Consider the following 21,797-nt stretch of genomic DNA (forward strand, 5'->3'; position numbering starts at 1 on the left):
GATGGGCAAGGTCATCTGTGTCGGCCTCGGCCCCGGCGATCCCGAACTCATGAGCGTCCGCGCCGACCGGCTGGTTCGGTCCGCCGCCCATGTCGCCTATTTCCGCAAAGCCGGGCGTGCCGGTCAGGCGCGACAGATCGTGAACGGGATGATCGGTGCCGGCGTCAAGGAATATCCGATGGAATACCCGGTCACGACCGAGATCCATTTCTCCGATCCCGAATACAACCGGTTACTTGCGGAATTCTACGAGGATTGGGCCAAGAAACTGGCCAGTCTGGCCGCAACAGAGACTGTCGTCGTCCTCTGCGAGGGTGACCCGTTCTTCTACGGCTCGTTCATGCACCTGCATTCGCGCCTGCAAGGCCGGGCCGAGGTTGAGGTCGTCCCCGGGATCACCGGCATGTCCGGATGCTGGACCGCGACGGGAGTGCCGATCACCTGGGGCGACGATGTGCTGACCGTCCTGATGGCGACGTTGCCCGAGGACGAGCTCGCCGCCCGCGCCCGCGAGGCCGATGCGCTCGTCGTGATGAAGATCGGTCGCAACCTTCCGAAGCTGCGTCGGGCTCTGGCGACGGCCGGCCGGCTCGGGGCGGCATGGATTGTGGAACGGGGCACGATGGAGGGCCAGCGCGTGCAGCGACTGTCCGAGGCTGACGAGGTCACACCCTATTTCTCCATCGTCGTCGTCCACGGCCAGGGTCGGCGGCCATGACCGGCTGGATCGCGGTTGCCGGCCTTGGGCCGGGAAACGAGGCGCTGGTGACGGAAGAGGTCCGCGAGGCACTGGCCGAGGCGACCGATGTGGTCGGCTACATTCCCTACGTGGCCCGCGTCGCGCCCCGTCCCGGACTGAACCTGTACCCCTCCGACAACCGCGTGGAACTTGACCGTGCTGGCCATGCCCTCGACATGGCGGCGGATGGAAAGCGCGTCGTCGTCGTTTCGTCCGGCGATCCCGGCGTCTTCGCGATGGCCTCGGCGCTCTTCGAGGCGCTGGAGGCGCGGCCCGACCCGGGCGGATTCGACATCCGAATTCTCCCCGGCATCACCGCGATGCTCGCCGCCGCCGCCCGGCTCGGCGCGCCGCTCGGGCATGATTTCTGCGCGATCAATCTTTCGGACAACCTCAAGCCGTGGGATCTGATTGAGCGCCGCCTTCGGCTCGCCGCTCAGGCGGGGTTCGCGATGGCTTTCTACAACCCGCGCTCGAAAAGCCGGCCGCACCAGTTCGCCCGCGCGCTCGACATCCTGCGTGCGGAATGCGGGCCGGATCGGCTCATTTCCTTCGCGCGGGCGGTGACGACCCCGGCAGAGCGGCTGATGACCGTGACCTTGGCCGAAGCGACGTCCGAGATGGCCGACATGCGCACCGTCGTGATCCTCGGTAATGCCGATACCCGTCGGGTCGGGCGCTTCGTCTACACGCCGAGGTCGGCCGGATGACCGAGGAACGCCATCACGTCCGCAACCTCCCGCGCGATCCTGCGCGGCGGCAGGACGGGCCGGTCGATCATGATCACCGGAATCCGCAAAGCCCGGGCGGCGTCGAGCTTGGCCCGCGCACCGTCACCGCCGGAATTCTTGGTGACGATCAGGTTGACGCGGCGGGTCTTCAGAAGCTTCAGATCGCCGGCTTCGGTGAACGGACCACGAGCGACGACAATTTCGGCGTCGGGCAGCGGCAACCGTCCTTCCGGCGGATCGACCAGGCGCAACAGGTACTGGTGCCAGGGCTTGGCCGCGAAGGCAGAGATAGTCTGGCGGCCGATGGCGAGGAAGACGCGGCAGGGTTCTTCCGGCAGCGCATCGACGGCCGCCTCTATATCGGCGACATGGGTCCAGTCGTCACCTTCGCCGGCTTCCCACGCCGCGCGTTCGTAGCCGCAAAGCGGCAGGCCCGTCGCGGCGGCGGCGGCGATGGCATTCCGGCTCATCCCGGCCGCGAAGGGATGGGTCGCGTCGACCATATGGGTGATGCGCTCTGCCACCAGCCAAGCCGAAAGCCCCTCTACGCCGCCGAACCCGCCCACCCGCGTCGGCAAGGGCTGCGCGACCGGCGCGCCAGTGCGGCCGGCATAGGAATAGACCGCGTCGATCCCTTGCGCCGCGAACCGCCGCGCGATCACACTGGCTTCGGCCGTTCCGCCCAGAAGAAGGACGCGCGTCATGTCTGATCCCTGGCTTACCATCGTCGGTATCGGGGAAGATGGTCACGCCGGGCTTCCGGATTCAAGCCGCGAGGCGCTTGTCCAAGCCGAAATCATTTTCGGGGGGCCAAGGCACCTCGAACTTGCGGGGGCGGGCGACCGGGGGCGGCCCTGGCCGGTACCGTTCGATATCGACCCTGTTCTTGCGGAAAGGGGACGAAAAGTCGTCGTTCTGGCCTCCGGCGATCCCTTCTGGTTCGGCGCCGGAACGAGCATCGCGGCCCATGTGCCGCGCGGGGAGTTCCGGACCATCCCGGCGCCTTCCGTGTTTTCTCTCGTCGCCGCGCATCTCGGCTGGCCGATCCAGCGCTGCATCTGTCTCGGCCTCCACGCGGCTCCGTTCGCGCGGATGGTCGCCTACTTGCACCCCGGCGCCGCGATCATCGCGACGGTCCGGGACGGTAGCGCGCCTGCCGCGCTTGCGGCCTGGCTGGTCGCGCGGGGCTTCGGCACCACGCGCATCCATGTGCTGGAGCGCATGGGTGGCCCCCGGCAGCGCGTCCGCACCTGCCGCGCCGATGCATTCGATCTGACCGATATCGGCGCCCCGGTTGCAGTGGCACTGGAGGTTGCCGGTGCGCCAGGCCTCATGCGTGGATTTGGTCTGGCCGACGCGCTGTTCGCGAGCGATGGCCAGATCACCAAACGTCCGGTGCGCGCGATCACCCTCTCCACCCTCGCGCCGCGCCCCGGTGAACTCCTCTGGGATATCGGGGCGGGCTCGGGGTCGATCTCGGTCGAATGGTGCCTTGCCGGCGGGCGGGCGATTGCCGTCGAGACCCGGGAAGACCGCGTGGCGAACATTGTCGAGAACGCCGCGCGCTTCGGCGTCGACGATCGTTTGCGCGTTGTCACGGGCCGTGCGCCAGAGGCGTTCAAGGGCCTTGACGCGCCGGATGCGGTCTTCATTGGCGGGGGGGCAAGCCACGAGTTGATTGCGGACCTGTGGTCCGTTCTGTCGCCGTGCGCTCGGGTGGTCGTGAACGGTGTCACGCTTGAGACGGAAGCCCTTCTCGCGGCCGAGCATGCGGCGCGTGGCGGGGCCTTGATGCGGATCGACCTGGCCGAGGCGGCGCCGCTTGGCCGGATGCGCGGCTGGGTTGCGGCGCGGCCTGTGGTGCAGTGGAGCGTCGTCCGATGATCCGCGTCCTGGGAATAGGCTGCCGGGGCGGGGCGACGGAGGCGGCGCTGCGTGATGCTGCCGAGAAGGCGCTGTCACGCGCGCCCGGAGCGGTGGATCGGCTTGCAACCCTGAAGGAAAGGGCCGAAACGGCGGCTGTTCTGGGCTTTTCGGCTTCCGAGGGACTCGAGGTTGTCGCGCTGGACGAGGCGGCGCTGAGAGGGTGCCCGACCACGACCCGTTCGGCCCGGATCAAGGCGCGGTTCGGCACCGGAAGCGTGGCGGAGGCGGCCGCCCTCGTTGCCGCTGGACCGGGCGCGCGGCTCTGCTGCGCGCGGCAGATTTCAACCGATGGCACGGTGACCGCCGCCATCGCGGAAGGAGACGGATGATGACGGTGCATTTCATTGGGGCCGGTCCCGGAGCGGCGGACCTGCTGACCCTGCGCGGCCGCGATCTGATCGCGGCGTCGCCGGTTTGCCTCTATGCCGGATCGCTGGTGCCAGAGGCCGTGTTGGCGCATTGCCCGAAGGGTGCGAAGATCGTCAACACGGCGCCGATGGCGCTGGACGACATCATCGCCGAGATCGCCGCCGCCCATGCGGCAGGCCACGACGTGGCGCGCCTGCATTCCGGCGATCTTTCGGTCTGGTCGGCGATGGGCGAGCAGCTCCGGCGCCTGCGCGCGCTCGGTATCCCCTATGACGTGACGCCGGGCGTTCCGTCCTTTGCCGCCGGCGCGGCTGCGCTTGGGGCCGAGCTGACGCTGCCCGGTGTTGTGCAGTCGGTCGTCCTTACCCGCACCTCCGGCCGGGCGACCTCGATGCCGCCGGGCGAAACGCTGGAGAACTTCGCCCGCACCGGCGCGGTTCTGGCGATCCATCTCTCGATCCATGTACTCGACCGGGTCGTCGCGGAGCTGACGCCGCATTACGGCGCCGACTGCCCCGTCGCGGTGATCTGGCGGGCGAGCTGGCCCGATCAGCGCATCGTTCGCGCTACGCTCGCGACGCTGGAAACCGCAGTCGGGGCGGAGATGGAGCGGACCGCGCTGATCTTCGTCGGCCATTCGCTCGGGGCCGAGGAATTCGACGAAAGCAGGCTCTATGCCGGTGATTACGACCGGCGCTACCGGCCGGTCGGCACCAGCCCACGCTTTCCGGAGACATCATGACCCCACCCGGCCTGATCATCTCGGCCCCCGCTTCCGGCACCGGCAAGACCACGCTGATGCTTGGCCTTCTCGGCGCGTTCCGTGACGCCGGGCTGACGGTTCAGCCGTTCAAGAGCGGGCCCGATTACATCGACCCGGCCTTTCACCGGGCGGCATCGGGGCGGATATCGGTGAACCTCGACAGTTGGGCGATGGGGGCGGACCGCATCGCCGGGCATATCGGCGCGGCCGCCGATGCCGATCTGGTGCTGGCGGAAGGTTCGATGGGGCTGTTCGATGGCGTCGCCTTGCGTGGCGAGGCGGGAACGGGGGCGTCGGCCGACCTTTCTGCGCTGACCGGTTGGCCGGTCGTTCTGGTCCTCGACGTCTCCGGCCAGGCGCAGTCGGCGGCGGCCGTGGCGCACGGCTTCGCCGCGTTTCGGCCGGATGTCGAAGTGGCCGGTGTCGTCCTCAACCGCGTCGCGAGCCCGCGCCACGAGGCGCTGGTCCGGGCCGGCATGGAAACGGCGGGGATCCGCGTCTTCGGGGCCCTTCCCCGCAGGGCGACGATCGAAATGCCGGAGCGGCATCTCGGCCTCGTCCAGGCCGAGGAGACGCCGGAACTGGATCGAATCATCGCCGAGGCTGGCGCGTTCGTTGCCGCGCATGTCGATCTCGAGGCGCTTCGGACCGCCGCCAATGCGGGCACGCTGCCGGCCGTGCCGCCGCTGCGCGTGACCCCGCCCGGTCAGCGGGTCGCGCTGGCCCGCGACGCGGCGTTTTCCTTCGTCTACCCGCATCTCCTCGACGGCTGGCGGGCCGCGGGGGCAGAGATCCTGCCGTTCTCGCCGCTTGCCGACGAGAGCCCCGACGACGGTGCCGACTGCTGCTGGCTGCCGGGCGGATACCCGGAACTGCACGGGCCGATACTGGCTGCCGCAACCCGTTTTCGGCAAGGTTTGAGACGGTTTTCGGAGACCAGACCCGTCCACGGCGAATGCGGGGGCTACATGGCGATGGGCGAGGCGATCGTCGACCGCGACGGGGCCCGGCACCAGATGGCTGGGCTTCTCGGCCTCGTCACCTCGTTCGAGAAGCGCAAGATGCATCTCGGCTACCGGCTTGCCGAGCTCGATACGGCGATTCCCGGATTCGGGCCCGGTGCGCACCTCAGGGGGCACGAGTTTCACTACTCGACCATCCTCGACCAACCCGATATGGCGCTGGCGCGGGTGGTGGACGCCAATGGCGATGCGGTGCCTGAGACCGGATCGCGCCGGGGGCTCGCCACGGGCACCTTCTTTCACCTCATCGCGGAGGCGACATGAGCGGTTTCGTCAGCTTCGTCTCATCCGGTCCGGGCGATCCGGAGCTTCTGACCGTGCGGGCGGTCGCGCGGTTGCAGGCGGCGGATGTCATCCTGTTCGACGACCTCTCCTCGGGCCCGATCCTGTCGCATGCTCGCGCGGGTGCTGATCTTGTCGGCGTCGGCAAGCGGGCGGGGCGGCCCTCGGCCCGGCAGGACCACGTCAACCGGCTGCTCATCGACTATGCCCGCACCGGGGCCAAGGTCGTGCGGCTGAAATCCGGCGATTGCGGGATGTTCGGACGGCTGGAGGAGGAGATCACGGCGGTCCGCGCGGAAGGGATCGGGTACGAGATCGTTCCCGGCGTCACCTCGGCGATGGCGGCGGCCGCGGCGGCGGGGATTCCGCTGACACGGCGCCTGACGGCGCGGCGGGTGCAGTTCGTCACCGGTCATGACGTCACGGGTGCCCTGCCGGAGGACATCAACCTGGCGGCGCTCGCCGATCCGACTGCAACGACCGTCGTCTTCATGGGCAAGCGCACTTTTGCCGAGCTTGCCCGGCGGCTTCAGGGGGCCGGGATGGCGCCTGACACACCGGCGCTATTGGCGGAAAGCGTGTCTACCCCGGCGCAAAAGCTGGTGCGCGGCACTCTGACGACGATGGAGCGGCTGATCGCGGAAGAGGCGGCGGACGGGCCGGCGCTGATCCTGCTCGGCCCGCTCGCGGAGGGGGAATGAGCCGGATCACGGTCACCGTCTGCCGGACCTGCCCGGCGGGCCAGGCCGGGTTTGCGGCCGAACTGAAGGCGGCGGCGGCCGGCCTCGATTGCGACGTGCGCGAAACCGACTGCATGTCGGGCTGCACACGACCTTCGACCGTCGCGTTCCGCGCGAAGGGCAAGACGGCCTATCTCTTCGGCGATGTGACCGAAGCCGACATTCCGAACCTTCTGACGTTCCTGCGGCTTTATTCTGCCTCGTCCGACGGCACCTTCGCCGATGCGCGCCCGCTCGGCAGTCTCCGGGAAAAGGCGCTCGCCCGCATCCCGGGCTGAGCGCGCGCCGCAACAAGGTCGCATTACGCCTGCCCGGCGGCGCAAACCGCCTTGACCCGAAGCCCGGCATGCTGGCAGATGGAGGGGCATGGTGTCCGATCGGCGCAAAGCGTCCGGACCGAAACGGGAATGGGGTAGGGTGGACCAAAGGCGGCACCCGAAGCCTCAACCGCCCCCGCGACTGTAAGCGGCGAGCGGCTTTCCAGTGGCCACTGGGGGCAACCTCCGGGAAGGTGGAAGGCACGCAGCGACCCGCAAGTCAGGAGACCGGCCATGCGTGAAGGCAACGCGAACGCCGTCGGGTGTGACGGCAAGGAGAAAAGACATGAACGCGACCACACATTCCGCCGCCAAGACGTCCACCGGGCTTCTGTCCATCGTTTTCGTCGCCCTCGTCGGGGCCACGGTGCTGTTCCTCGCGGGGCACGCCCAGTCGGCGACGCTGCACGACGCCGCGCATGACATGCGCCACGCGACCGGATTCCCCTGCCACTGAGCAGGCCGGACGGTCCGAACCAATGATCCAACGCATGCTGGCCGGCGGGCTTATCGCCGGCTTTGCAGCGGGGCTGCTTGCGGCCCTGCTGCATTTCGCTTTCATCCAGGAGCTGATCCTTCTGGGTGAGGAATATGAAACCGGGGCGCTGGTCCACTTTGCCGGTGCTGGGACTGCCGGCGCCGAGGTTGGCCACGACCATGCGGCGGGCGAGGCCGCGCATGATCACGGAGACGGCGGTGCCGAGGGATCGCCGCTCGGCCGCAACGTGCTGACGGTGCTTTTCACCGGACTCACCTATGCGGGCTACGGCCTTCTCCTGATCGCGGGCTTTGCGCTCGCCAACCAGCTTGGCCAGGAGGTTGGCCCGCGCGACGGGCTTCTTTGGGGGATTGCCGGTTATGCGGCATTCCAGCTCGCCCCGGCCATGGGATTGCCCCCGGAATTGCCGGGATCGGTCGCTGCCGACATCACGGATCGCCAGATCTGGTACTTTGGCACCGTTATCGCGACCGGCGCGGCGCTGGCCCTTCTGGCTTTCGGGCGGGGGATAGTTCCCGCAGTCGTGGCGGGTGCCCTGCTGGCCGCCCCACATGTGATCGGTGCACCGCATCCCGACGGGTACTTCGGCGTCGCGCCGCCGGAACTCGCGGGCGAATTCGCGGCCAGGGCGCTGGGTGTCGGTTTCACCGCTTGGGTGGTTCTCGGCTGGCTCGCAGGGCGGCTTTGGGCGAAAGAGTCCGTGTGACATGAACCGAAGCCCCGCGCATGGCTGTGCGCGGGGCAACTCGCCTTCGGGGGTGCGATGATCGACCTATTTCTCATCGGGATCGGGACGGGCAACCCCGATCACCTTACCGTGCAGGCGATCAAGGCGCTGAACGCGGCCGATCTGGTGATGATCCCGCGCAAGGGCACGGCGAAGGCCGATCTGGCCGATCTGCGCCGCGCGATCTGCGCCGAGGTCGTGACCAATCCCGCAACGCGCATCGCCGAGTTCGACCTGCCGGTCCGCGATGTCGCCAATCCGGACTACCATGCCGGTGTCGATGCATGGCACGATGCCATCGCAGAGGTCTGGAAAGACACTATTCTTGCTCAAATCGGCCAGTCTGGGCGTGTAGCCCTGCTGGTCTGGGGCGACCCTTCGCTCTACGACAGCACATTGCGCATCGCTGGACGGGTCGGCAGTGATCTCGCCATTTCCGTCCGGGTCATACCCGGGATCACGTCACTTCAGGCGCTCACTGCCTCCCATGCGATCCCGATCAACGAAATCGGTTCGCCGTTCATCGTGACCACGGGCCGGCGGCTTCGCGACGACGGCTGGCCGGAGTGCGTCGATACGGTCGCGGTGATGCTCGACGGTGAGTGCTCGTTCCAGTCCGTTCCGCCGGCGGGCGTTACGATCTGGTGGGGCGCCTATGTCGGCATGGAGGAAGAGATCATCCTGTCCGGCCCCCTCGGTGAGACCGCACAGAAGATCATCGCCACGCGGGCAGAGGCGCGGGCGCGGCACGGCTGGATCATGGACATCTACATTCTGCGCCGTGGCTGACCGTTTCGGGCGTCAGCGCTTCCGGATCGTGTCGCCAAGCTGAAGCACGGGGGTGAGTTCGACCCGTTCGCCGCCAATCAGCCCGCTGTCGCTGTGCCCGGCGATGATTGCCGCCGCGCGGCGGCCGATTTCGCGCCGGCAGGCATCCATCGTTGCAAGCCGCCGGGGCAGCCCATCCAGCAGATCCACCCCGTTGAAACCCGCCATGCCGATCCGCTCCGGTACGTCGATGCCTTTCTCAAGGCAGTAGAGCATGCCGCCTGCACCGATCATGTCATTGGAATAATACAGGAAATCGAGGTCGGGAGAGCGCTGAAGGATCGCCTCCGTCATTTCCCGCCCCTTCAGGAGCGCCGAGCCGCCGGAATAGAATTCCTGGTCCGCAAGCGTGATCCCGGCCTCCGCGAGGCCCGCCTCGAACCCTTCGAGGCGTTTGCGGGCGCGGTGATCGTGGGGCATCTTCGTGCCGAGAAAGCCGATGCGGCGATAGCCGGACGCTACAATGGCGCGAGCCATCTCCTCACCCGCCCGCCGGTGCGAGATGCCGACAACGGAATCGATCGCTTCACCATCGACATCCATGATCTCGACGATCGGGATGCCGGAATTCTTCATCATGGCGCGGGCGGCGTCGGTATGTTCAAGCCCGGCGACGATCACCCCTGACGGCCGCCAGGACAGCATTTCGTAGAGCGCCGCCTCCTCGCGTTCCGCGGAATAGTTGGTGACACCGAAGACCGGTTGGAGGCCGCTATCCTCCAGTTCTTCGGAAATACCGCTCAGAACCTCGGGAAAGACGAGGTTCGACAGCGATGGCACGATCACCGCGACGAGATTGACGCGCTGGGAGGCCAGCGCTCCGGCGATCTTGTTCGGGACGTAACCAAGGCGCTTGGCGGCTTCGAGGACCCGTTCGCGGGTGGCTGCCGAAACGTCGCCGCGATTTCGAAGCACCCGGCTGACCGTCATCTCCGACACTCCCGACGCCTCGGACACGTCGCGGAGTGTCAGTGTCCGGTGCGATTCGGTTGGTTCGTTGCTGCCCACGTAGCGTCTCCCCGGGAATGTTGCCCATTTCCTGATTAGCGCTAAAGGAGAGCATGTCAAAGCAAAGATGAGCCGGAATATTTAGCGCTAACTGGCCGGGCGGGCCAAGAGTGTGTTTCCGGCTGTCATTCGGGGGGCGGCAACCGATCAATGGCGCTTGCGCCTCGGCCAACGCGGCTGCCAGCTTTTGATGAAGGAGCGGTTCACGCGCCGTCGGCAAGGTCGCGAAGCGCGTTGGGATCAAGCACGACCACGGTGTTCGCGTCATCGAGTGCCAGCACCTTGCGGCACCGGAGTTCGGTGACTGTGCGGCTGACCGTTTCCGGCGTGAGCCCGAGGTAGTCGGCGATGTCGGACCGGTTCATCGGAAGTCGGACGAGCGTGTAGGCCCCAAGCGACTCTCCGATGCGGTCGAGAAGGAGCGTGAGAAAGGCCGCGGTCTTTTCCAGCGCAAGACGCCGGCCCAGCATCAGGAAGTGATCCTGCAGGAACCGGATCTCGTCGAGTGCCGCCTGCATGAGGAAGCGATGGAGGTCAGGATCGAGTTCCGGTTGCATGAGGGTCGTGCAGCGGTGCGCCAGGATCTCGCAAGGGGCAATCGCATCGCACTCCGTCGTGTGCCGGCCGTCCGAGGGCAGCCCAACCACGTCACCGGGAAACCCGAAGGCGATGACCTGGCGGCGCCCGTCCTTCTGAAGCCGGGTGAGCCGCACGACCCCCGAGACGATCTGATAGACGAAATGCGCCGAGTCGCGTTCGTGGAACAGGTGCTGGCCTGTCTGAATCCGACGCGGAACAGGGTCGGACAGCGATCTGCGCCGCGGAGCATGGACACCGATATCGCCTTGAGCCTGTCGGGCGTCGAAGTGAAGCGCTGATTGCATGATTGCCCCCGAGGTTGGTGGATCACACACTGACGTGGTAATGTCTCAGCACTGTCATGGGTAATGTATCAAAGTGTAACGGGCGCGTTTCTGCTGACCGTCGATTGAATTCTATGTGTTGAATGTTTTTTCGACACTGATATCAAAGGGAAAACCCCCGGGGGACGCGCGATGGCCGGGACTACGGTGCTCGTTGTCGAAGACGACGCAGGTGTCAGAACATTGCTCAGACGGTGCCTTGAGGGCGACGGCTTCGTGGTGCGCGAAGCCACGAGCAAGGCCGACGTCCTTGAAGCGATCAAGGATGGGCAACTCGGGCTCATTACCCTCGACCTGAACCTCGGCAGCGAGAGTGGTATCGAGATTGCTCGCGCAGTCCGCCAGGTGTCCGCGGTTCCGATCATCATGGTCACCGGAAAGGGCGACGTGATCGACAGGGTCGTTGGCCTGGAAGTCGGCGCGGACGATTACATTTCGAAACCGTTCCATATTCGCGAGGTTCTAGCACGGGTGCATTCCGTCCTGCGTCGCGCGCATGCCGCCCCGGTCGTCGCGGCCCCCGCCACGCCGGACGAGCGCGCGGAGGAAGATTTCGCTTTCGATGGTTTCGTCGCCCGCGCGTCGACGATGGAGCTTTTCAATACGTCCGGAGAAGCGGTCGATCTGACTGGCGGCGACTTCAAGCTTCTGCAGGTCTTTCTTGAACATCCCCGTCGGGTTCTGTCACGCGAGCAGATCATGGACCTTCTGAACGGTCCCGGCTGGTCGCCGCTCGACAGGACGATCGACAATCAGGTGGCGCGCCTGCGCAAGAAGATCGAGGACGTGCCGGGCGATCCGAAACTGATCAAGACGGTGCGCGGCGTGGGCTACATCTTCACCGCCAAGGTGTCGCGTCAGCCGGCCTCACCCACGGCGCCTGGACAGCAATATGCGTAATCGCGTGGCCAGCTCGGCCTGCCGATAGGGTTTTTGCAGCAGCGTGAACTCCTCGGCCCCGCGCGTATCGAGGTCGGCCGCGAAACCGGATGTGAGCAGGATGGCGATATCCGGCCGCTCTGACCGCACCCGCTCGGCGAGGCTGAAGCCGTTCATCATGCCCGGCATGACAATATCGGCGAACATCGCGTGGATGTCGGGATTGTCCGCAAGCACCGTCAACGCCTCGTCGGCATTGCCGGCAGACAGGGTTCGATAGCCGAGCGCCTCGATCCGGTTCACTGACAGGCGGCGAACGGCTTCGTCATCCTCGACGACGAGGATCATCTGGCCGGCACCTGTATTGGCGACCTCGGCCGCGTATTCGGGCCGCGCCGCGCCGGCGACAGCGGCGTCGGTCGTCGCCGGGAAATAGAGGCTGATGGTCGAGCCAAGGCCGGGCTCGCTGTAGATCGTCGCGTGACCCCCCGATTGCCGGACAAATCCGTAAACCATCGAAAGGCCAAGGCCGGTGCCTTTTCCAAGTGATTTCGTCGTGAAGAACGGCTCGAAAGCCCGGCGGCGGATATCCTCGGCCATGCCGATGCCACTGTCCGTCACCGAGATCCGGACATACTCCCCCTGACTGACGTCGATCTCCTGCGCCAGGTAACTGTCGTCGATCACGACGTTCGTGATCGACACGGTCAAGGTGCCACCTTCCGGCATCGCGTCCTGCGCGTTGACCGCCAGATTGATCAGCGCGGTCTGAAGCTGCGTCGGATCCGCCCGGATCGGCCACACCGTGCCGTCATGTCCGGACGCGACCCGGATATGCGGCCCCAACGTCCGTTGCAGGAGCGACACCGCGGACGTGACGGTCGAGATCGGGTCGAGAAGACAGGGCGACAGGACACTGCGCCGGGCAAGGGCGAGCAGTTTTGTCGTCAGGGCCGCGCCCAGCTCCGCCGCCTCCAGCGCGTCGTGCATCAGCTCACGCTGCGGTTCGGTCGCAAGCGACCGTTCCAGCAGTTCGAGATTGCCGGTGATCACCGTCAGGAGGTTGTTGAAATCATGCGCGACGCCTCCGGTAAGCTCGCCCAGCGCCTCCATCCGCTGTGACTGTTCAAGCGCCCGTTCGGCCGCCTTGCGCCGGGTCAGATCGTGCATCACGCCGACGAAGAGGTCGTTGCCGTCGACGCGGGCATGTCCGACCGAGAGATGTAGCGGAAACGTGCTTCCGTCCTTGCGCAGCCCGTCCACGTCGCGACCGATCCCGATGATACGGGCCTGCCCGGTCTTCAGATAGCGGCCGATGGCATCCTTGTGCCGTATTGATCCGGAATCCGGGATCAGCAGATCGAGGGATGCACCGACCAGATCGTCAGTGTCGTAGCCGAAGAGATCGCGGGCCGCCTTGTTGGTGCGGATGACAAGACCTTGAACATCGGCGACGAAGATGGCGTCCACAACCGCGTCCAGCAGCGCGTCGAGGAGGGTCGTGCTCGAAGGTTCCGTGTTCATGTCCGCCGCGGCCCGCAGTTCCCGGCCAGTGTCGCGACCGTGAAGGGTGTCGTCAATGCCGGTGGCTCAGGCTTTCAGCGATGCAGCTGCTCGACCGGGGCCGATTTCCTGCAGGACAGCGAGATAGGACAAGAGGTCCGTCAGCGTGATGACGCCCACAAACCGCTGTTTCTCGGCGACGAGGTATTTGCGCCGCCCGGTCTTTGCGATCCGCTGGAGAAGCGCGTCGGCAGGGAAGTCCGGTGGAAGGGTGTTTTCCGTGTCAGATGCGATGAAGATGTCGCCAACATGGGTGTTGTCCCAGTTTTCCCGGTCGATCCGCCGTACGAGGCTGGAATCGACGTAGCCGAGCAGATGCTCCCCCTCCGTCACCGGGACGAAACTGACCGCATGGGCGAGCATGATGTCATTGACGACGCCGCTGAGCGTGTCGTCGGGACTGGACAGCTGCACGTTCTCCGTCATCATTTTCGCGACCGTCCGGTTGCCCAGCGCGGACTTGATCAGCAACTGCTGATAGGTGCCGCGCGCGGCCGACATCAGGAACAGTCCGATCAGGATCTGCCAGAGCCCGCCTGCCGTGTTCCCGGAAAAGAGCGACACGAGACCGAGGGCGATCAGGGCATACGCGACGAGTTGCGAGATCGCGCTGGCATTGCGCGTGGCGCGAACGAGATCGCCGGAGGTTCGCCACAGCGCGGCACGGAGAACCCGCCCCCCGTCGAGGGGGAAGGCCGGCAGCATGTTGAATACGGCAAGGATCAGGTTGATGATCGCCAGATACTCGAACACGACTTGCATCGGCGCCGATACGTCGGCGCCTTCGAGCGCGAGATGAACCAGCCAGGCGAGGGCGGCGAGGGCGAGGCTCATTGTCGGACCGGCGATGGCGATCCAGAACTCCGACACGGGGCTCGCGGGTTCCTCGTCCAGCTCCGCGACACCGCCGAATATGAAAAGCGTGATGCCACCGATGCCGAGCCCGAAGCGTCGGGCGACGAGCGAATGCGCGAGTTCATGCAGGATGAGTCCGCCGAAGAAGGCCAGCATCGCGATCACGGCAAGCCCGAGATAGTCGCCGTAGCTCAGGCCCGGTACGCGGTCGGGGAAATAGCCCCCCGAAAGCGTCCAGACGAGCAGCGCGGCTATCAGGAGCCAGCTTGGATCGACCTTGATCTGGAAGCCGAAGATGTCGAACAGACGCACTGCTCTGGTGAACATCGGGATGCCCTGCGAAGCCTTGGTGCGAACAGGGTACAGTTGCCCTCGATTCCGCGGTTGATCTTGATCAACGATCGGGCGCCTCGACAGGACACCGCGCTCACTCCTTCACGTAGGGCTTTCCATCCGCTGCGGGCGCACGGGCGCGGCCGACAAGACCGGCAACCAGGACGATGGTCGCGATATAGGGCGCCATCGCGAGGAATTCCGACGGAATCGGCGTCTGCAAAAGCGCCAACTTCTGCTGCAACGAATCCGCGAAACCAAAGACCAGCGCCGCCGCAAGCGCGCCGACCGGATGCCAGCGTCCGAAGATCATCGCCGCAAGACCAATATACCCACGCCCGCCGGTCATTCCCTCGTCGAACCGCCCGACGGAGCCGAGCGTGAACCAGGCGCCGCCGAACCCGGCCACCATGCCGCCGAGCGTGACGTTGACGTAGCGGGTCCGGTAGACATTGATGCCGAGCGTGTCGGCCGCTTTCGGGTGTTCACCGACCGCCCGCGCCCGCAACCCGTGGCTTGTGTGAAAGAGGTAGTAGGTTGCGACCGCCACCAAGACCAGCGCGCCATAGACGAAGATGTTCTGGTCGAAAAGCATTGGTCCGATCACCGGAATATCGCCGAGGATCGGAATCTTCTTCGCCGCGAAAACCGGCGCGTTGTTAAGGTCGCGGTACTTCTGAAAGACCTGCGAACTCACATATGACGTGAGCCCCAGAACGAAGAGGTTGATCACCACGCCGGCGATGATCTGGTCCATGCGATACGTGACGACCAGCGCGGCGAGGATGAAGCCGAAGATCCCGCCTATGACGACGGCGGCGACAAGCCCCGTCACGCCGCCCGCGACCGACCCGACCAGCGCGCCGGTGAAGGCGCCAGCAAGCAGCATTCCCTCGATCGCGATGTTGACGACCGCGACCCGCTCGCAAAGCGTGCCGGCCAGGCCGCCAAGCGCAATCGGCACGGCCCGCACCATTGTCGCCTGCAACATCCCGACGAGAGAGAAGGACTTTCCGGCAGTGGCCCAGACGAGGAAAGTCGCAACCAGAAGGAAGAGGCCGAAGCCAAGCGACAGGCTCGTCCATCTGAGGCCGCCGCGCAGGAACTGGCGGGCACCGAGAAAGGCAAGGATGGCGGCGGCGACGTAGGCGGACGGTTCGGCCGGGATGACGAGGTTCGGAACCGCCAGCGTGTCTCCGAACCGGGCGAGGCGGAAGGTCGCGTCGCCGTCCATACCGGGGGCGAAAACCAATGCGACGAGTGCGGCGAAACCGATGAGGATCGCGCCCGTGATCCGCGCCTGCCGTTGCCGCGCGGTATCGACGCGGGTGGCGGCTTCGGGGACGTGATTGGCAAGAAGGGCCATTCGAGGTCACTCCTTCGCTGGCCAGGTGCGGCGGAAGCCCCAGGGGAAGATCGTGCGCACGAGAAGCGGCGCGGCGATGAACACGATGATCAAGGCCTGAATGATCGCGATGAGGTCGATCGAAACCCCGGCATCGACCTGCATCTGCCGACCGCCTGCTTCGAGTGCGCCGAAGAGGAGCCCGGCGAAGAGGACGCCGACCGGGTGAGACCGGCCGAGAAGCGCGACCGAAATTGCGTTGAACCCGATCCCGGCCGAAAAGCCCGGTGTCGCGCGGCCGAGAACACCGAGGGTCTGGTTGGCGCCGGCCAACCCTGCGAGGCCGCCCGCGAACGCCATGACCGAGACGATGATCAGCCCGGCGCGGATGCCCGCGTAGCGCGCGGCATCGGGGCTTTCGCCGCTTGCGCGGAACTCGAAGCCGAGCCGGGTGCGGAAGAGAATCCACCAGACCAGGCCAACTGCCGCGAGGGCGACGAAGACCCCGGCATGGACGCGCAGGTTCGGGTCGATCCATGTCAAGAGGCGCGGCAGTTCGGCACTCGGCAGCACGGATTCGGAAATCGGATCGGCGCGGCCGGATTTCTGGATCCAGGGCTGGCGCAAGAGGTAGTCGAGCAGCCTGTAGGAGACCAGGTTGAGCATGATCGTGGAGATCACCTCATGCGCTCCGGTCGTGGCCCGCAGCACCCCGGCGATGCCGGCATAGATCCCGCCCGCGACGATACCGCCCAGCATCGCCAGCGGCAGGTGGATCGCCCAAGGCATGCCGGGGAAGGAAAAGCCGACGATCACCGCCGCCATCCCGCCCATCAGGACCTGCCCCTCGGCGCCGATGTTGAACATCCCCGCCCGAAAGCCGAGCGCGAGACCGAGCCCCGAAATGATCAGAGGCGTGGCCGCCGTCAGCGTCTCAGACAGCGCGCCGAGCGAACCCAGCGACCCCTCCAGAAGTGCAAGATAGGACCGCCCGATGGTGGAGAGGCTGACATCGGTCGCGAGCATCGTCAGCGCCCCGAGGATCAGGGCGGCCACGACGGCGAAGACCGGGACAACGAAGAGATCCTCGAACTCTGCCCGTCCAGGCGCCGCCCGTTTCAAAAGCGCATTGACGAGTGCTGCGCGGTCCGTCTGCGGGTCGCTCATGCTGCCCTCCCCGCCATGGCGAGCCCGACCCGGCCCTTCTCGACCGGACCGGCGCCCGCGTCGAACTCGGCGACGATGCGCCCCTTGAACATCACCAGCACCCGGTCGGAGAGGGCGAGTATCTCGTCCAACTCCGATGAGACGATCAGCACCCCGTCGCCTTCATCGCGCGCTGTGATCAGCCGTCGATGGATATATTGGACCGAACCGACGTCGAGCCCGCGCGTCGGCTGAGAGGCGATGACCAGAAGCGTGTCGCGCGACAGTTCGCGGGCGACGACGAGCTTTTGCTGATTGCCGCCCGAAAGGTGCCCGGCGGCGGCGAAGACCGAAGGTGTGCGGACGTCGAAATCGACCGAGAATTCCGCCGCGTCGCGCTGCACGCGCCGCCAGTCCATGCGCAGCCCTTTCGCGTAGGACGGCCCGTAGTAGCTGTCGAGCACCATGTTCTCGGCCACGGTGAAAGCGCCGATGATGCCGCTTTTCTGGCGGTCCTCCGGGATATGGGCGATGCCCATCCGGTGGCAGTCGCGGGCTGACGCGGTGGTGATGTCGCGGCCGTCGAACCGGACCGTCCCGGCCGCCACCTTTTGCAGACCGACCAGCGCCTCCACCAGCGCGGATTGACCGTTGCCCTGAACCCCGGCGATGCCGACGATCTCTCCGCTCTTTACCCGAAGGCTAAGGTCGTCCACCGCTACTTCGTCGTCGTCGCGCAGGACCGTCAGGTTCTCGACCTCCAGCAAAACGCGGCCCGGTGCGGTGGGGGATTTCTTAAGGTCGAAGCTGACGGGCCGGCCCACCATCATCTCGGCCAGTTCCGCCTCGGTCGATGTCTTGGGATCACCTTCGCCGACGATCTCGCCGCCGCGAAGGACGCTGATCCGGTCGGCGATCTCGATGATCTCGCCCAGCTTGTGGGTGATGAAGACAAGTGCCTTTCCGGCATCGCGGAGCGATTTGACGATTCCGAAGAACTCCTCCACCTCCTGCGGGGTGAGGACGGCGGTCGGTTCGTCGAGGATCAGGCAGTCGGCCGAGCGGAAGAGGACCTTGATGATCTCCACCCGCTGCTGAAGCCCGACAGGAAGCGTTTCGATCCGCGCGTCGGGGTCAAGCTCGAGTCCGTATTTCTCGTTGATCTCGCGCACCTCGGCGCGCGCGCGGGGCAGGTCCAGATGGTCGAGAGGCCCGGTTGGCTCGACCCCGAGGATCACGTTCTCGGCCACCGTGAAGACCGGGACCAGCATGAAATGTTGATGCACCATGCCGATACCGGCTCGGATCGCATCGCCGGGGCCGGAAAAGCGCATCGGTTGGCCATTGACGCGGATCTCTCCCTCATCCGGCGCATAAAGTCCCGAAAGCACGTTCATCAGGGTCGATTTGCCGGCGCCATTCTCGCCCAGAAGCCCCAGTACCTCGCCGGGACGGATCGTCAGGTTCACGTTCCGGTTCGCCACGACCGGGCCGAAGCGCTTGGTGATGCCTCTGAGTTCGACCTCCAACGAAACCTCCCGCCCGGAGAATAAGGTGCCGCCGGCGGGGGAAGCCACCGGCGGCGGGACGCGCCGGAGTTCAGCCGCCGACCGAAAGCTTGCCGTCGATGATATCCTGGCGGATCGCCGCAAGCTCTGCCTTCAACGCATCGGGCACGAGCGCGTCCATGTCGTGGAACGGGGCGAGATCGACGCCGCCATTCGATAAGTTGCCTTCGAGAATGCCACCCTCGAACGTGCCATCCATCGCCTTTTCGATCACGCCGAGCACGGTTGCATCCATTCGCTTCATCACTGACGTGAGATAGACGTGCTTCTTTCCTGGATCGGTGAAGTAGAGGTCGGCATCGACGCCGATGATCTTCAGGCGGTCGACGCCCAGTTCGTCCGCGAGCGCGGCGGAGCCGAGGCCCACAGGACCAGCGACCGGCAAAACGATGTCGGCGCCTTCATCGACGAGGTTCTGGGCAAAGGCCCGGCCGTCGTCGAGCGACTCGAAGTTGTTGGTGAAAAGCCCTTCGCGGGTTTCCGGGTTCCAGCCGAGCACCGTGACGTTGGCGCCCTTCTGCGCATTGTAATGCTCCACGCCGCGATAGAAACCGTCCATGAAAATCGTCACAGGCGGGATGTTGATGCCCCCGAACGTGCCGAGAACACCTGTCTTGGTCATCCCCGCGGCAAGAAAACCTGACAGGAACGCCGCTTCGTCCGTCGCGTAGACTTGCCCCAGGATGTTCGGAACGGGCGGATCATAGGCGTAGTCGACGATCGAGAATTTCTGGTCCGGGTTGGCTTCGGCAGTCGCCTTGGTCGCGTCGCCGAGAAGGAAGCCCACCGTGATGATCATGTCGCACTGTCCGCCGAGAAGCGAGTTGATATTGGCCTCGTAGTCGGTCTCTGCCTGAGATTCGAGGAAGCGGCCGCCGACGCCCAGCTTTTCCTCGGCGTCGAGGACGCCCTTCCACGCGGTCTGGTTGAAGCTGTTGTCATCAATGCCGCCGGTATCGGTCACCTGGCAAGCGGTGAAATCCGCGGCGAACGCGGTCGTGCCGGCAAGAATGAACGCGATGGCCAGCGGGGCAATGCGGGACATGTGTCGGTTCATCGTGGAATCCTCCTCCGGAGCAGACGAAACCGGTGCGGTGTGGCACCCTTCCCCAAACAGGCTACGCCTGACGCGGAACCGGGTGTTGATCGAAATCAACGCACGCCGAGGCTAACCTGACCGGAATCAAGGTCCGATCCCGCCCGATCCACCATGATCGCGGAGGTTTCAGCGATGGAGACGCCGATGCAGCTTTTCGCCCTGTCCGCCGCCGAGGATTTCGGCCCTGCCATCGCTGGCCACCTTGGCCTCGCGCTCAGCCCGCTCGAAGAGCGCGGGTTCGAGGATGGCGAGCACAAGGCGCGCCCCCTTGTCAGCGTGCGCGGCGAGGATGTCTACGTGGTCGAGCGTCTGAACGGGGCCAGCGGCGAAAGCGTCAATGACCGGCTGATCCGGCTTCTGTTTTTCCTCGCCACGGTGAAGGACGACGGAGCTGCGCGGGTGACGGCCGTCATTCCCTATCTCGCCTATGCGCGGAAGGACCGCCAGACCAAGGCGCGCGATCCGGTTGCCACCCGGACCCTCGCGCGCCTGATCGAAGCGGCCGGCGCCGACGCGGTCGTCACGCTCGACGTGCATAATCTCGCGGCGTTTCAGAACGCGTTTCGCTGCCCGAACTGGCATCTCGACACCTCCCGCCTTTTCTCCCGCCACCTCTCCGCGGACCTCGGCGCAGGGCCGGTAAGCGTGGTGTCCCCCGATGCGGGTGGCGTGAAACGCGCGCAGCTTTTCCGCGAGATGCTGGAACGGGTCACCGGTCGCTCCGCCGGTGCGGCGTTCATGGAAAAACGGCGGAGCGGCGGGAAGGTCAGCGGTAGCCTTCTCGTTGGCGACGCGAAGGGCGCCACGGCGATCATCGTCGACGATATGATCGCCTCGGGTTGCACCATGGTCCGGGCGGCGCGGGCGCTGAAGGCGGGGGGCGCCGGAACCGTCATTGCCGTCGCGGCCCACGGGCTTTTCACGGAAGGGGCCGAAGCGGCTGTCGCGGATCCTTCTGTCGACCGCTGGCTGGTCACCGACACGGTGCCGCTCAACGGTTTGTCGCCGGATGCTGCCCGGCGGGTGCACATCGTCAGCGCCGTGCCGCTGTTTGCCGAAGCGATCGGACGGCTCAGCTCGAACGGGTCTCTTGTGGAGTTGCTCGATTTTCCAGGATAGCGACCGCCTGAGTCGCGGCTGCCAGATAGCGGTCCGCGAGGGGGCGCCAGCGTTCCGGTGTCCTTGGTGACGGCGAGAGAAGATGCGCCAGTGCCTGCCGGGCGCGCAGGGTCGCGCGGTGCGCCGTGTAGAACGCCAGCAAGCGCTCGCCCGGTCTGTCGTCGAGCGTTTCGGAGACGCGGCCGAACAACAACGGACCAACCCAGCCGGCGCCAAGCACACTGCATTCCATCGCGAGTGTGGCATATTCCTCGAACGGGTCGAGCAGCCGAAGAACGCGCGCGGCCTCGAGGCAGTCGATGACCAGGACCGGCGGCCCGAGCCAGACATGCTCCGGCCGAAGGTCGCCGTGCCCCTCGCGCACGCGGCCTTGTTCGAGCCTGTCGAGCAGCAGGCCGGGCTCGTGCTGCGGCACAGCGTCGAGCGTGGCCAGAAGCCGACCGAACACGTCGGCGCTTTGCCGGAAAGGTCCGTCGGTCTTTGCCGTACGGGTCCCTTCGATGTCTTCGCTGTAACGGTCGAGGTAGGCCTGAGGTGTCGGCCGGACGACCGGTGCGCGCGCGTGGAATCCGGCCAGAGCCGCGGCGACGGCCTTGATATCCTCGTCCGTCGCCGTGCCGAGTCCAAGTGCGTGATCCAGAAAGCGCGCGTCAAGCAGGCGCCGCATCCGGACGAACCAGTCGACCGTCTCGCCCGTGCCGTCGAGTGCGAGATCGCCCTCCCCCGTGCGCGTCAGCCGTGACAGGCCAAGATAGACACCGGGCGCGAGGCGGCGGTTGAGCCGGACTTCCTCGTCACAGGCATGGTGCCTTGCTTCGAGGCTGCTGAAGTCGAAGAAGCGTCGATGAACCGGACGCTTCATCTTGAAGACCTGACCTTCGGTGAGGAAGACCCACGCCATCGACGTTTCACGCAACTCGACATCGGTTTGAAGCGCGGCTTCCAGCGCCGCACGAACGATGGCGGCGGTGACGGGCAGGTCGGTTTCCGCGCGGTCCGGCATGGTTGTGGTATCC

23 protein-coding genes and 1 riboswitch are annotated in these 21,797 nt (G+C 66.0%); of the genes, 13 read left to right on the top strand and 10 right to left on the bottom strand.

The window, feature by feature from the left end:
* Position 1 precedes the first annotated feature (1 nt).
* Together V5734_RS02405 and cobJ are read left to right on the top strand one after the other, a co-directional pair.
* On the top strand, positions 2-718 hold the full coding sequence (locus V5734_RS02405; protein ID WP_347311938.1) for a precorrin-2 C(20)-methyltransferase: 717 nt from the start codon (positions 2-4) through the stop codon (positions 716-718).
* Positions 715-1,449 (top strand): precorrin-3B C(17)-methyltransferase, encoded by a 735-nt coding sequence (gene cobJ / locus V5734_RS02410; protein ID WP_347311939.1) that lies wholly within the window; start codon positions 715-717, stop codon positions 1,447-1,449. The genes V5734_RS02405 and cobJ overlap by 4 nt, the downstream gene beginning before the upstream one ends.
* Here cobJ and V5734_RS02415 read toward each other — a convergent pair.
* Positions 1,425-2,174: a cobalt-precorrin-6A reductase gene (locus V5734_RS02415; RefSeq protein ID WP_347311940.1), complete on the bottom strand. Its 750-nt coding sequence runs from the start codon at positions 2,172-2,174 to the stop codon at positions 1,425-1,427. The genes cobJ and V5734_RS02415 overlap by 25 nt on opposite strands.
* On the opposite strand from V5734_RS02415, the gene cbiE reads away from it, so the two are divergent.
* The 9 genes from cbiE to cobF all read left to right on the top strand — a co-directional run bounded on the left by cbiE (position 2,173) and on the right by cobF (position 8,904).
* Positions 2,173-3,354, top strand: coding sequence for a precorrin-6y C5,15-methyltransferase (decarboxylating) subunit CbiE (gene cbiE, locus V5734_RS02420; RefSeq protein ID WP_347311941.1), 1,182 nt, complete (start codon positions 2,173-2,175; stop codon positions 3,352-3,354). The genes V5734_RS02415 and cbiE overlap by 2 nt on opposite strands.
* Complete coding sequence (locus tag V5734_RS02425; RefSeq protein WP_347311942.1) at positions 3,351-3,725, top strand: cobalamin biosynthesis protein; 375 nt, start codon at positions 3,351-3,353, stop codon at positions 3,723-3,725. The genes cbiE and V5734_RS02425 overlap by 4 nt, the downstream gene beginning before the upstream one ends.
* Positions 3,725-4,507, top strand: coding sequence for a precorrin-4 C(11)-methyltransferase (gene cobM / locus V5734_RS02430; RefSeq protein ID WP_347311943.1), 783 nt, complete (start codon positions 3,725-3,727; stop codon positions 4,505-4,507). The genes V5734_RS02425 and cobM overlap by 1 nt, the downstream gene beginning before the upstream one ends.
* Entirely contained in the window at positions 4,504-5,814 is a 1,311-nt protein-coding gene (locus tag V5734_RS02435; RefSeq protein ID WP_347311944.1) for a cobyrinate a,c-diamide synthase, read from the top strand. Before cobM ends, V5734_RS02435 begins: the two co-directional genes overlap by 4 nt.
* Positions 5,811-6,533: a uroporphyrinogen-III C-methyltransferase gene (cobA, locus tag V5734_RS02440; RefSeq protein WP_347311945.1), complete on the top strand. Its 723-nt coding sequence runs from the start codon at positions 5,811-5,813 to the stop codon at positions 6,531-6,533. The genes V5734_RS02435 and cobA overlap by 4 nt, the downstream gene beginning before the upstream one ends.
* Positions 6,530-6,850, top strand: a complete 321-nt coding sequence (locus V5734_RS02445) for a DUF1636 family protein (RefSeq protein WP_347311946.1) — start codon at positions 6,530-6,532, stop codon at positions 6,848-6,850. The genes cobA and V5734_RS02445 overlap by 4 nt, the downstream gene beginning before the upstream one ends.
* Before the next feature lie 72 nt (positions 6,851-6,922).
* Positions 6,923-7,140, top strand: a riboswitch (cobalamin riboswitch).
* Between the two features lie 35 nt (positions 7,141-7,175).
* Positions 7,176-7,346, top strand: a complete 171-nt coding sequence (locus tag V5734_RS02450) for a CbtB domain-containing protein (protein WP_347311947.1) — start codon at positions 7,176-7,178, stop codon at positions 7,344-7,346.
* A 22-nt stretch (positions 7,347-7,368) separates the two neighbouring features.
* Positions 7,369-8,094 carry a CbtA family protein gene (locus V5734_RS02455; protein ID WP_347311948.1) on the top strand — a complete coding sequence of 242 codons (726 nt, stop codon included), beginning with the start codon at positions 7,369-7,371 and terminating at the stop codon, positions 8,092-8,094.
* Positions 8,095-8,151: 57 nt separating this feature from the next.
* Positions 8,152-8,904, top strand: coding sequence for a precorrin-6A synthase (deacetylating) (gene cobF / locus V5734_RS02460; RefSeq protein WP_347311949.1), 753 nt, complete (start codon positions 8,152-8,154; stop codon positions 8,902-8,904).
* Positions 8,905-8,916: 12 nt separating this feature from the next.
* Here cobF and V5734_RS02465 read toward each other — a convergent pair whose 3' ends face one another.
* Together V5734_RS02465 and V5734_RS02470 are read right to left on the bottom strand one after the other, a co-directional pair.
* The gene (locus V5734_RS02465; RefSeq protein ID WP_347313560.1) at positions 8,917-9,873 is read right to left on the bottom strand and encodes a LacI family DNA-binding transcriptional regulator; all 957 of its coding nucleotides are present in this window, start codon (positions 9,871-9,873) and stop codon (positions 8,917-8,919) included.
* A gap of 281 nt (positions 9,874-10,154) precedes the next feature.
* Positions 10,155-10,835: a helix-turn-helix domain-containing protein gene (locus V5734_RS02470; RefSeq protein WP_347311950.1), complete on the bottom strand. Its 681-nt coding sequence runs from the start codon at positions 10,833-10,835 to the stop codon at positions 10,155-10,157.
* A 171-nt stretch (positions 10,836-11,006) separates the two neighbouring features.
* Between V5734_RS02470 and V5734_RS02475 the strand changes: the two genes are divergently transcribed.
* A complete protein-coding gene (locus V5734_RS02475; RefSeq protein ID WP_347311951.1) occupies positions 11,007-11,774 on the top strand; it encodes a response regulator in 768 nt (255 codons plus the stop codon).
* Here the strand turns inward: V5734_RS02475 and V5734_RS02480 are convergent.
* The 6 genes from V5734_RS02480 to V5734_RS02505 all read right to left on the bottom strand — a co-directional run bounded on the left by V5734_RS02480 (position 11,742) and on the right by V5734_RS02505 (position 19,620).
* On the bottom strand, positions 11,742-13,277 hold the full coding sequence (locus V5734_RS02480) for a PAS domain S-box protein (RefSeq protein WP_347311952.1): 1,536 nt from the start codon (positions 13,275-13,277) through the stop codon (positions 11,742-11,744). The genes V5734_RS02475 and V5734_RS02480 overlap by 33 nt on opposite strands.
* Before the next feature lie 66 nt (positions 13,278-13,343).
* Entirely contained in the window at positions 13,344-14,498 is a 1,155-nt protein-coding gene (locus tag V5734_RS02485) for a site-2 protease family protein (RefSeq protein ID WP_347311953.1), read from the bottom strand.
* Positions 14,499-14,598: 100 nt separating this feature from the next.
* Complete coding sequence (locus V5734_RS02490) at positions 14,599-15,870, bottom strand: ABC transporter permease (protein WP_347311954.1); 1,272 nt, start codon at positions 15,868-15,870, stop codon at positions 14,599-14,601.
* A gap of 6 nt (positions 15,871-15,876) precedes the next feature.
* Positions 15,877-17,016 (bottom strand): ABC transporter permease, encoded by a 1,140-nt coding sequence (locus V5734_RS02495; protein WP_347311955.1) that lies wholly within the window; start codon positions 17,014-17,016, stop codon positions 15,877-15,879.
* The gene (locus tag V5734_RS02500; protein ID WP_347311956.1) at positions 17,013-18,524 is read right to left on the bottom strand and encodes an ABC transporter ATP-binding protein; all 1,512 of its coding nucleotides are present in this window, start codon (positions 18,522-18,524) and stop codon (positions 17,013-17,015) included. Before V5734_RS02500 ends, V5734_RS02495 begins: the two co-directional genes overlap by 4 nt.
* A gap of 70 nt (positions 18,525-18,594) precedes the next feature.
* Positions 18,595-19,620 carry a BMP family lipoprotein gene (locus V5734_RS02505; RefSeq protein ID WP_347311957.1) on the bottom strand — a complete coding sequence of 342 codons (1,026 nt, stop codon included), beginning with the start codon at positions 19,618-19,620 and terminating at the stop codon, positions 18,595-18,597.
* 174 nt (positions 19,621-19,794) lie between these two features.
* Between V5734_RS02505 and V5734_RS02510 the strand changes: the two genes are divergently transcribed.
* A complete protein-coding gene (locus V5734_RS02510; RefSeq protein WP_347311958.1) occupies positions 19,795-20,781 on the top strand; it encodes a ribose-phosphate diphosphokinase in 987 nt (328 codons plus the stop codon).
* Here the strand turns inward: V5734_RS02510 and V5734_RS02515 are convergent.
* Complete coding sequence (locus tag V5734_RS02515) at positions 20,735-21,784, bottom strand: hypothetical protein (RefSeq protein WP_347311959.1); 1,050 nt, start codon at positions 21,782-21,784, stop codon at positions 20,735-20,737. The two genes, V5734_RS02510 and V5734_RS02515, sit on opposite strands and share 47 nt — an antisense overlap.
* Between the last annotated feature and the right edge of the window lie 13 nt (positions 21,785-21,797).

It is taken from the genome of Defluviimonas sp. SAOS-178_SWC, from assembly GCF_039830135.1.
Classification (GTDB): Bacteria; Pseudomonadota; Alphaproteobacteria; order Rhodobacterales; family Rhodobacteraceae; genus Albidovulum.

Excerpts from the sequence above, each read along its gene's own strand:
- V5734_RS02405 (WP_347311938.1), top strand. The coding sequence starts at position 2 with ATGGGCAAGGTCATCTGTGTCGGCCTCGGCCCCGGCGATCCCGAACTC.
- cobJ (WP_347311939.1), top strand. The coding sequence starts at position 715 with ATGACCGGCTGGATCGCGGTTGCCGGCCTTGGGCCGGGAAACGAGGCG.
- cbiE (WP_347311941.1), top strand. The coding sequence starts at position 2,173 with ATGTCTGATCCCTGGCTTACCATCGTCGGTATCGGGGAAGATGGTCAC.
- V5734_RS02415 (WP_347311940.1), bottom strand. The coding sequence starts at position 2,174 with ATGACGCGCGTCCTTCTTCTGGGCGGAACGGCCGAAGCCAGTGTGATC.
- V5734_RS02425 (WP_347311942.1), top strand. The coding sequence starts at position 3,351 with ATGATCCGCGTCCTGGGAATAGGCTGCCGGGGCGGGGCGACGGAGGCG.
- cobM (WP_347311943.1), top strand. The coding sequence starts at position 3,725 with ATGACGGTGCATTTCATTGGGGCCGGTCCCGGAGCGGCGGACCTGCTG.
- V5734_RS02435 (WP_347311944.1), top strand. The coding sequence starts at position 4,504 with ATGACCCCACCCGGCCTGATCATCTCGGCCCCCGCTTCCGGCACCGGC.
- cobA (WP_347311945.1), top strand. The coding sequence starts at position 5,811 with ATGAGCGGTTTCGTCAGCTTCGTCTCATCCGGTCCGGGCGATCCGGAG.
- V5734_RS02445 (WP_347311946.1), top strand. The coding sequence starts at position 6,530 with ATGAGCCGGATCACGGTCACCGTCTGCCGGACCTGCCCGGCGGGCCAG.
- V5734_RS02450 (WP_347311947.1), top strand. The coding sequence starts at position 7,176 with ATGAACGCGACCACACATTCCGCCGCCAAGACGTCCACCGGGCTTCTG.
- V5734_RS02455 (WP_347311948.1), top strand. The coding sequence starts at position 7,369 with ATGATCCAACGCATGCTGGCCGGCGGGCTTATCGCCGGCTTTGCAGCG.
- cobF (WP_347311949.1), top strand. The coding sequence starts at position 8,152 with ATGATCGACCTATTTCTCATCGGGATCGGGACGGGCAACCCCGATCAC.
- V5734_RS02465 (WP_347313560.1), bottom strand. The coding sequence starts at position 9,873 with ATGACGGTCAGCCGGGTGCTTCGAAATCGCGGCGACGTTTCGGCAGCC.
- V5734_RS02470 (WP_347311950.1), bottom strand. The coding sequence starts at position 10,835 with ATGCAATCAGCGCTTCACTTCGACGCCCGACAGGCTCAAGGCGATATC.
- V5734_RS02475 (WP_347311951.1), top strand. The coding sequence starts at position 11,007 with ATGGCCGGGACTACGGTGCTCGTTGTCGAAGACGACGCAGGTGTCAGA.
- V5734_RS02480 (WP_347311952.1), bottom strand. The coding sequence starts at position 13,277 with ATGAACACGGAACCTTCGAGCACGACCCTCCTCGACGCGCTGCTGGAC.
- V5734_RS02485 (WP_347311953.1), bottom strand. The coding sequence starts at position 14,498 with ATGTTCACCAGAGCAGTGCGTCTGTTCGACATCTTCGGCTTCCAGATC.
- V5734_RS02490 (WP_347311954.1), bottom strand. The coding sequence starts at position 15,870 with ATGGCCCTTCTTGCCAATCACGTCCCCGAAGCCGCCACCCGCGTCGAT.
- V5734_RS02495 (WP_347311955.1), bottom strand. The coding sequence starts at position 17,016 with ATGAGCGACCCGCAGACGGACCGCGCAGCACTCGTCAATGCGCTTTTG.
- V5734_RS02505 (WP_347311957.1), bottom strand. The coding sequence starts at position 19,620 with ATGAACCGACACATGTCCCGCATTGCCCCGCTGGCCATCGCGTTCATT.
- V5734_RS02510 (WP_347311958.1), top strand. The coding sequence starts at position 19,795 with ATGGAGACGCCGATGCAGCTTTTCGCCCTGTCCGCCGCCGAGGATTTC.
- V5734_RS02515 (WP_347311959.1), bottom strand. The coding sequence starts at position 21,784 with ATGCCGGACCGCGCGGAAACCGACCTGCCCGTCACCGCCGCCATCGTT.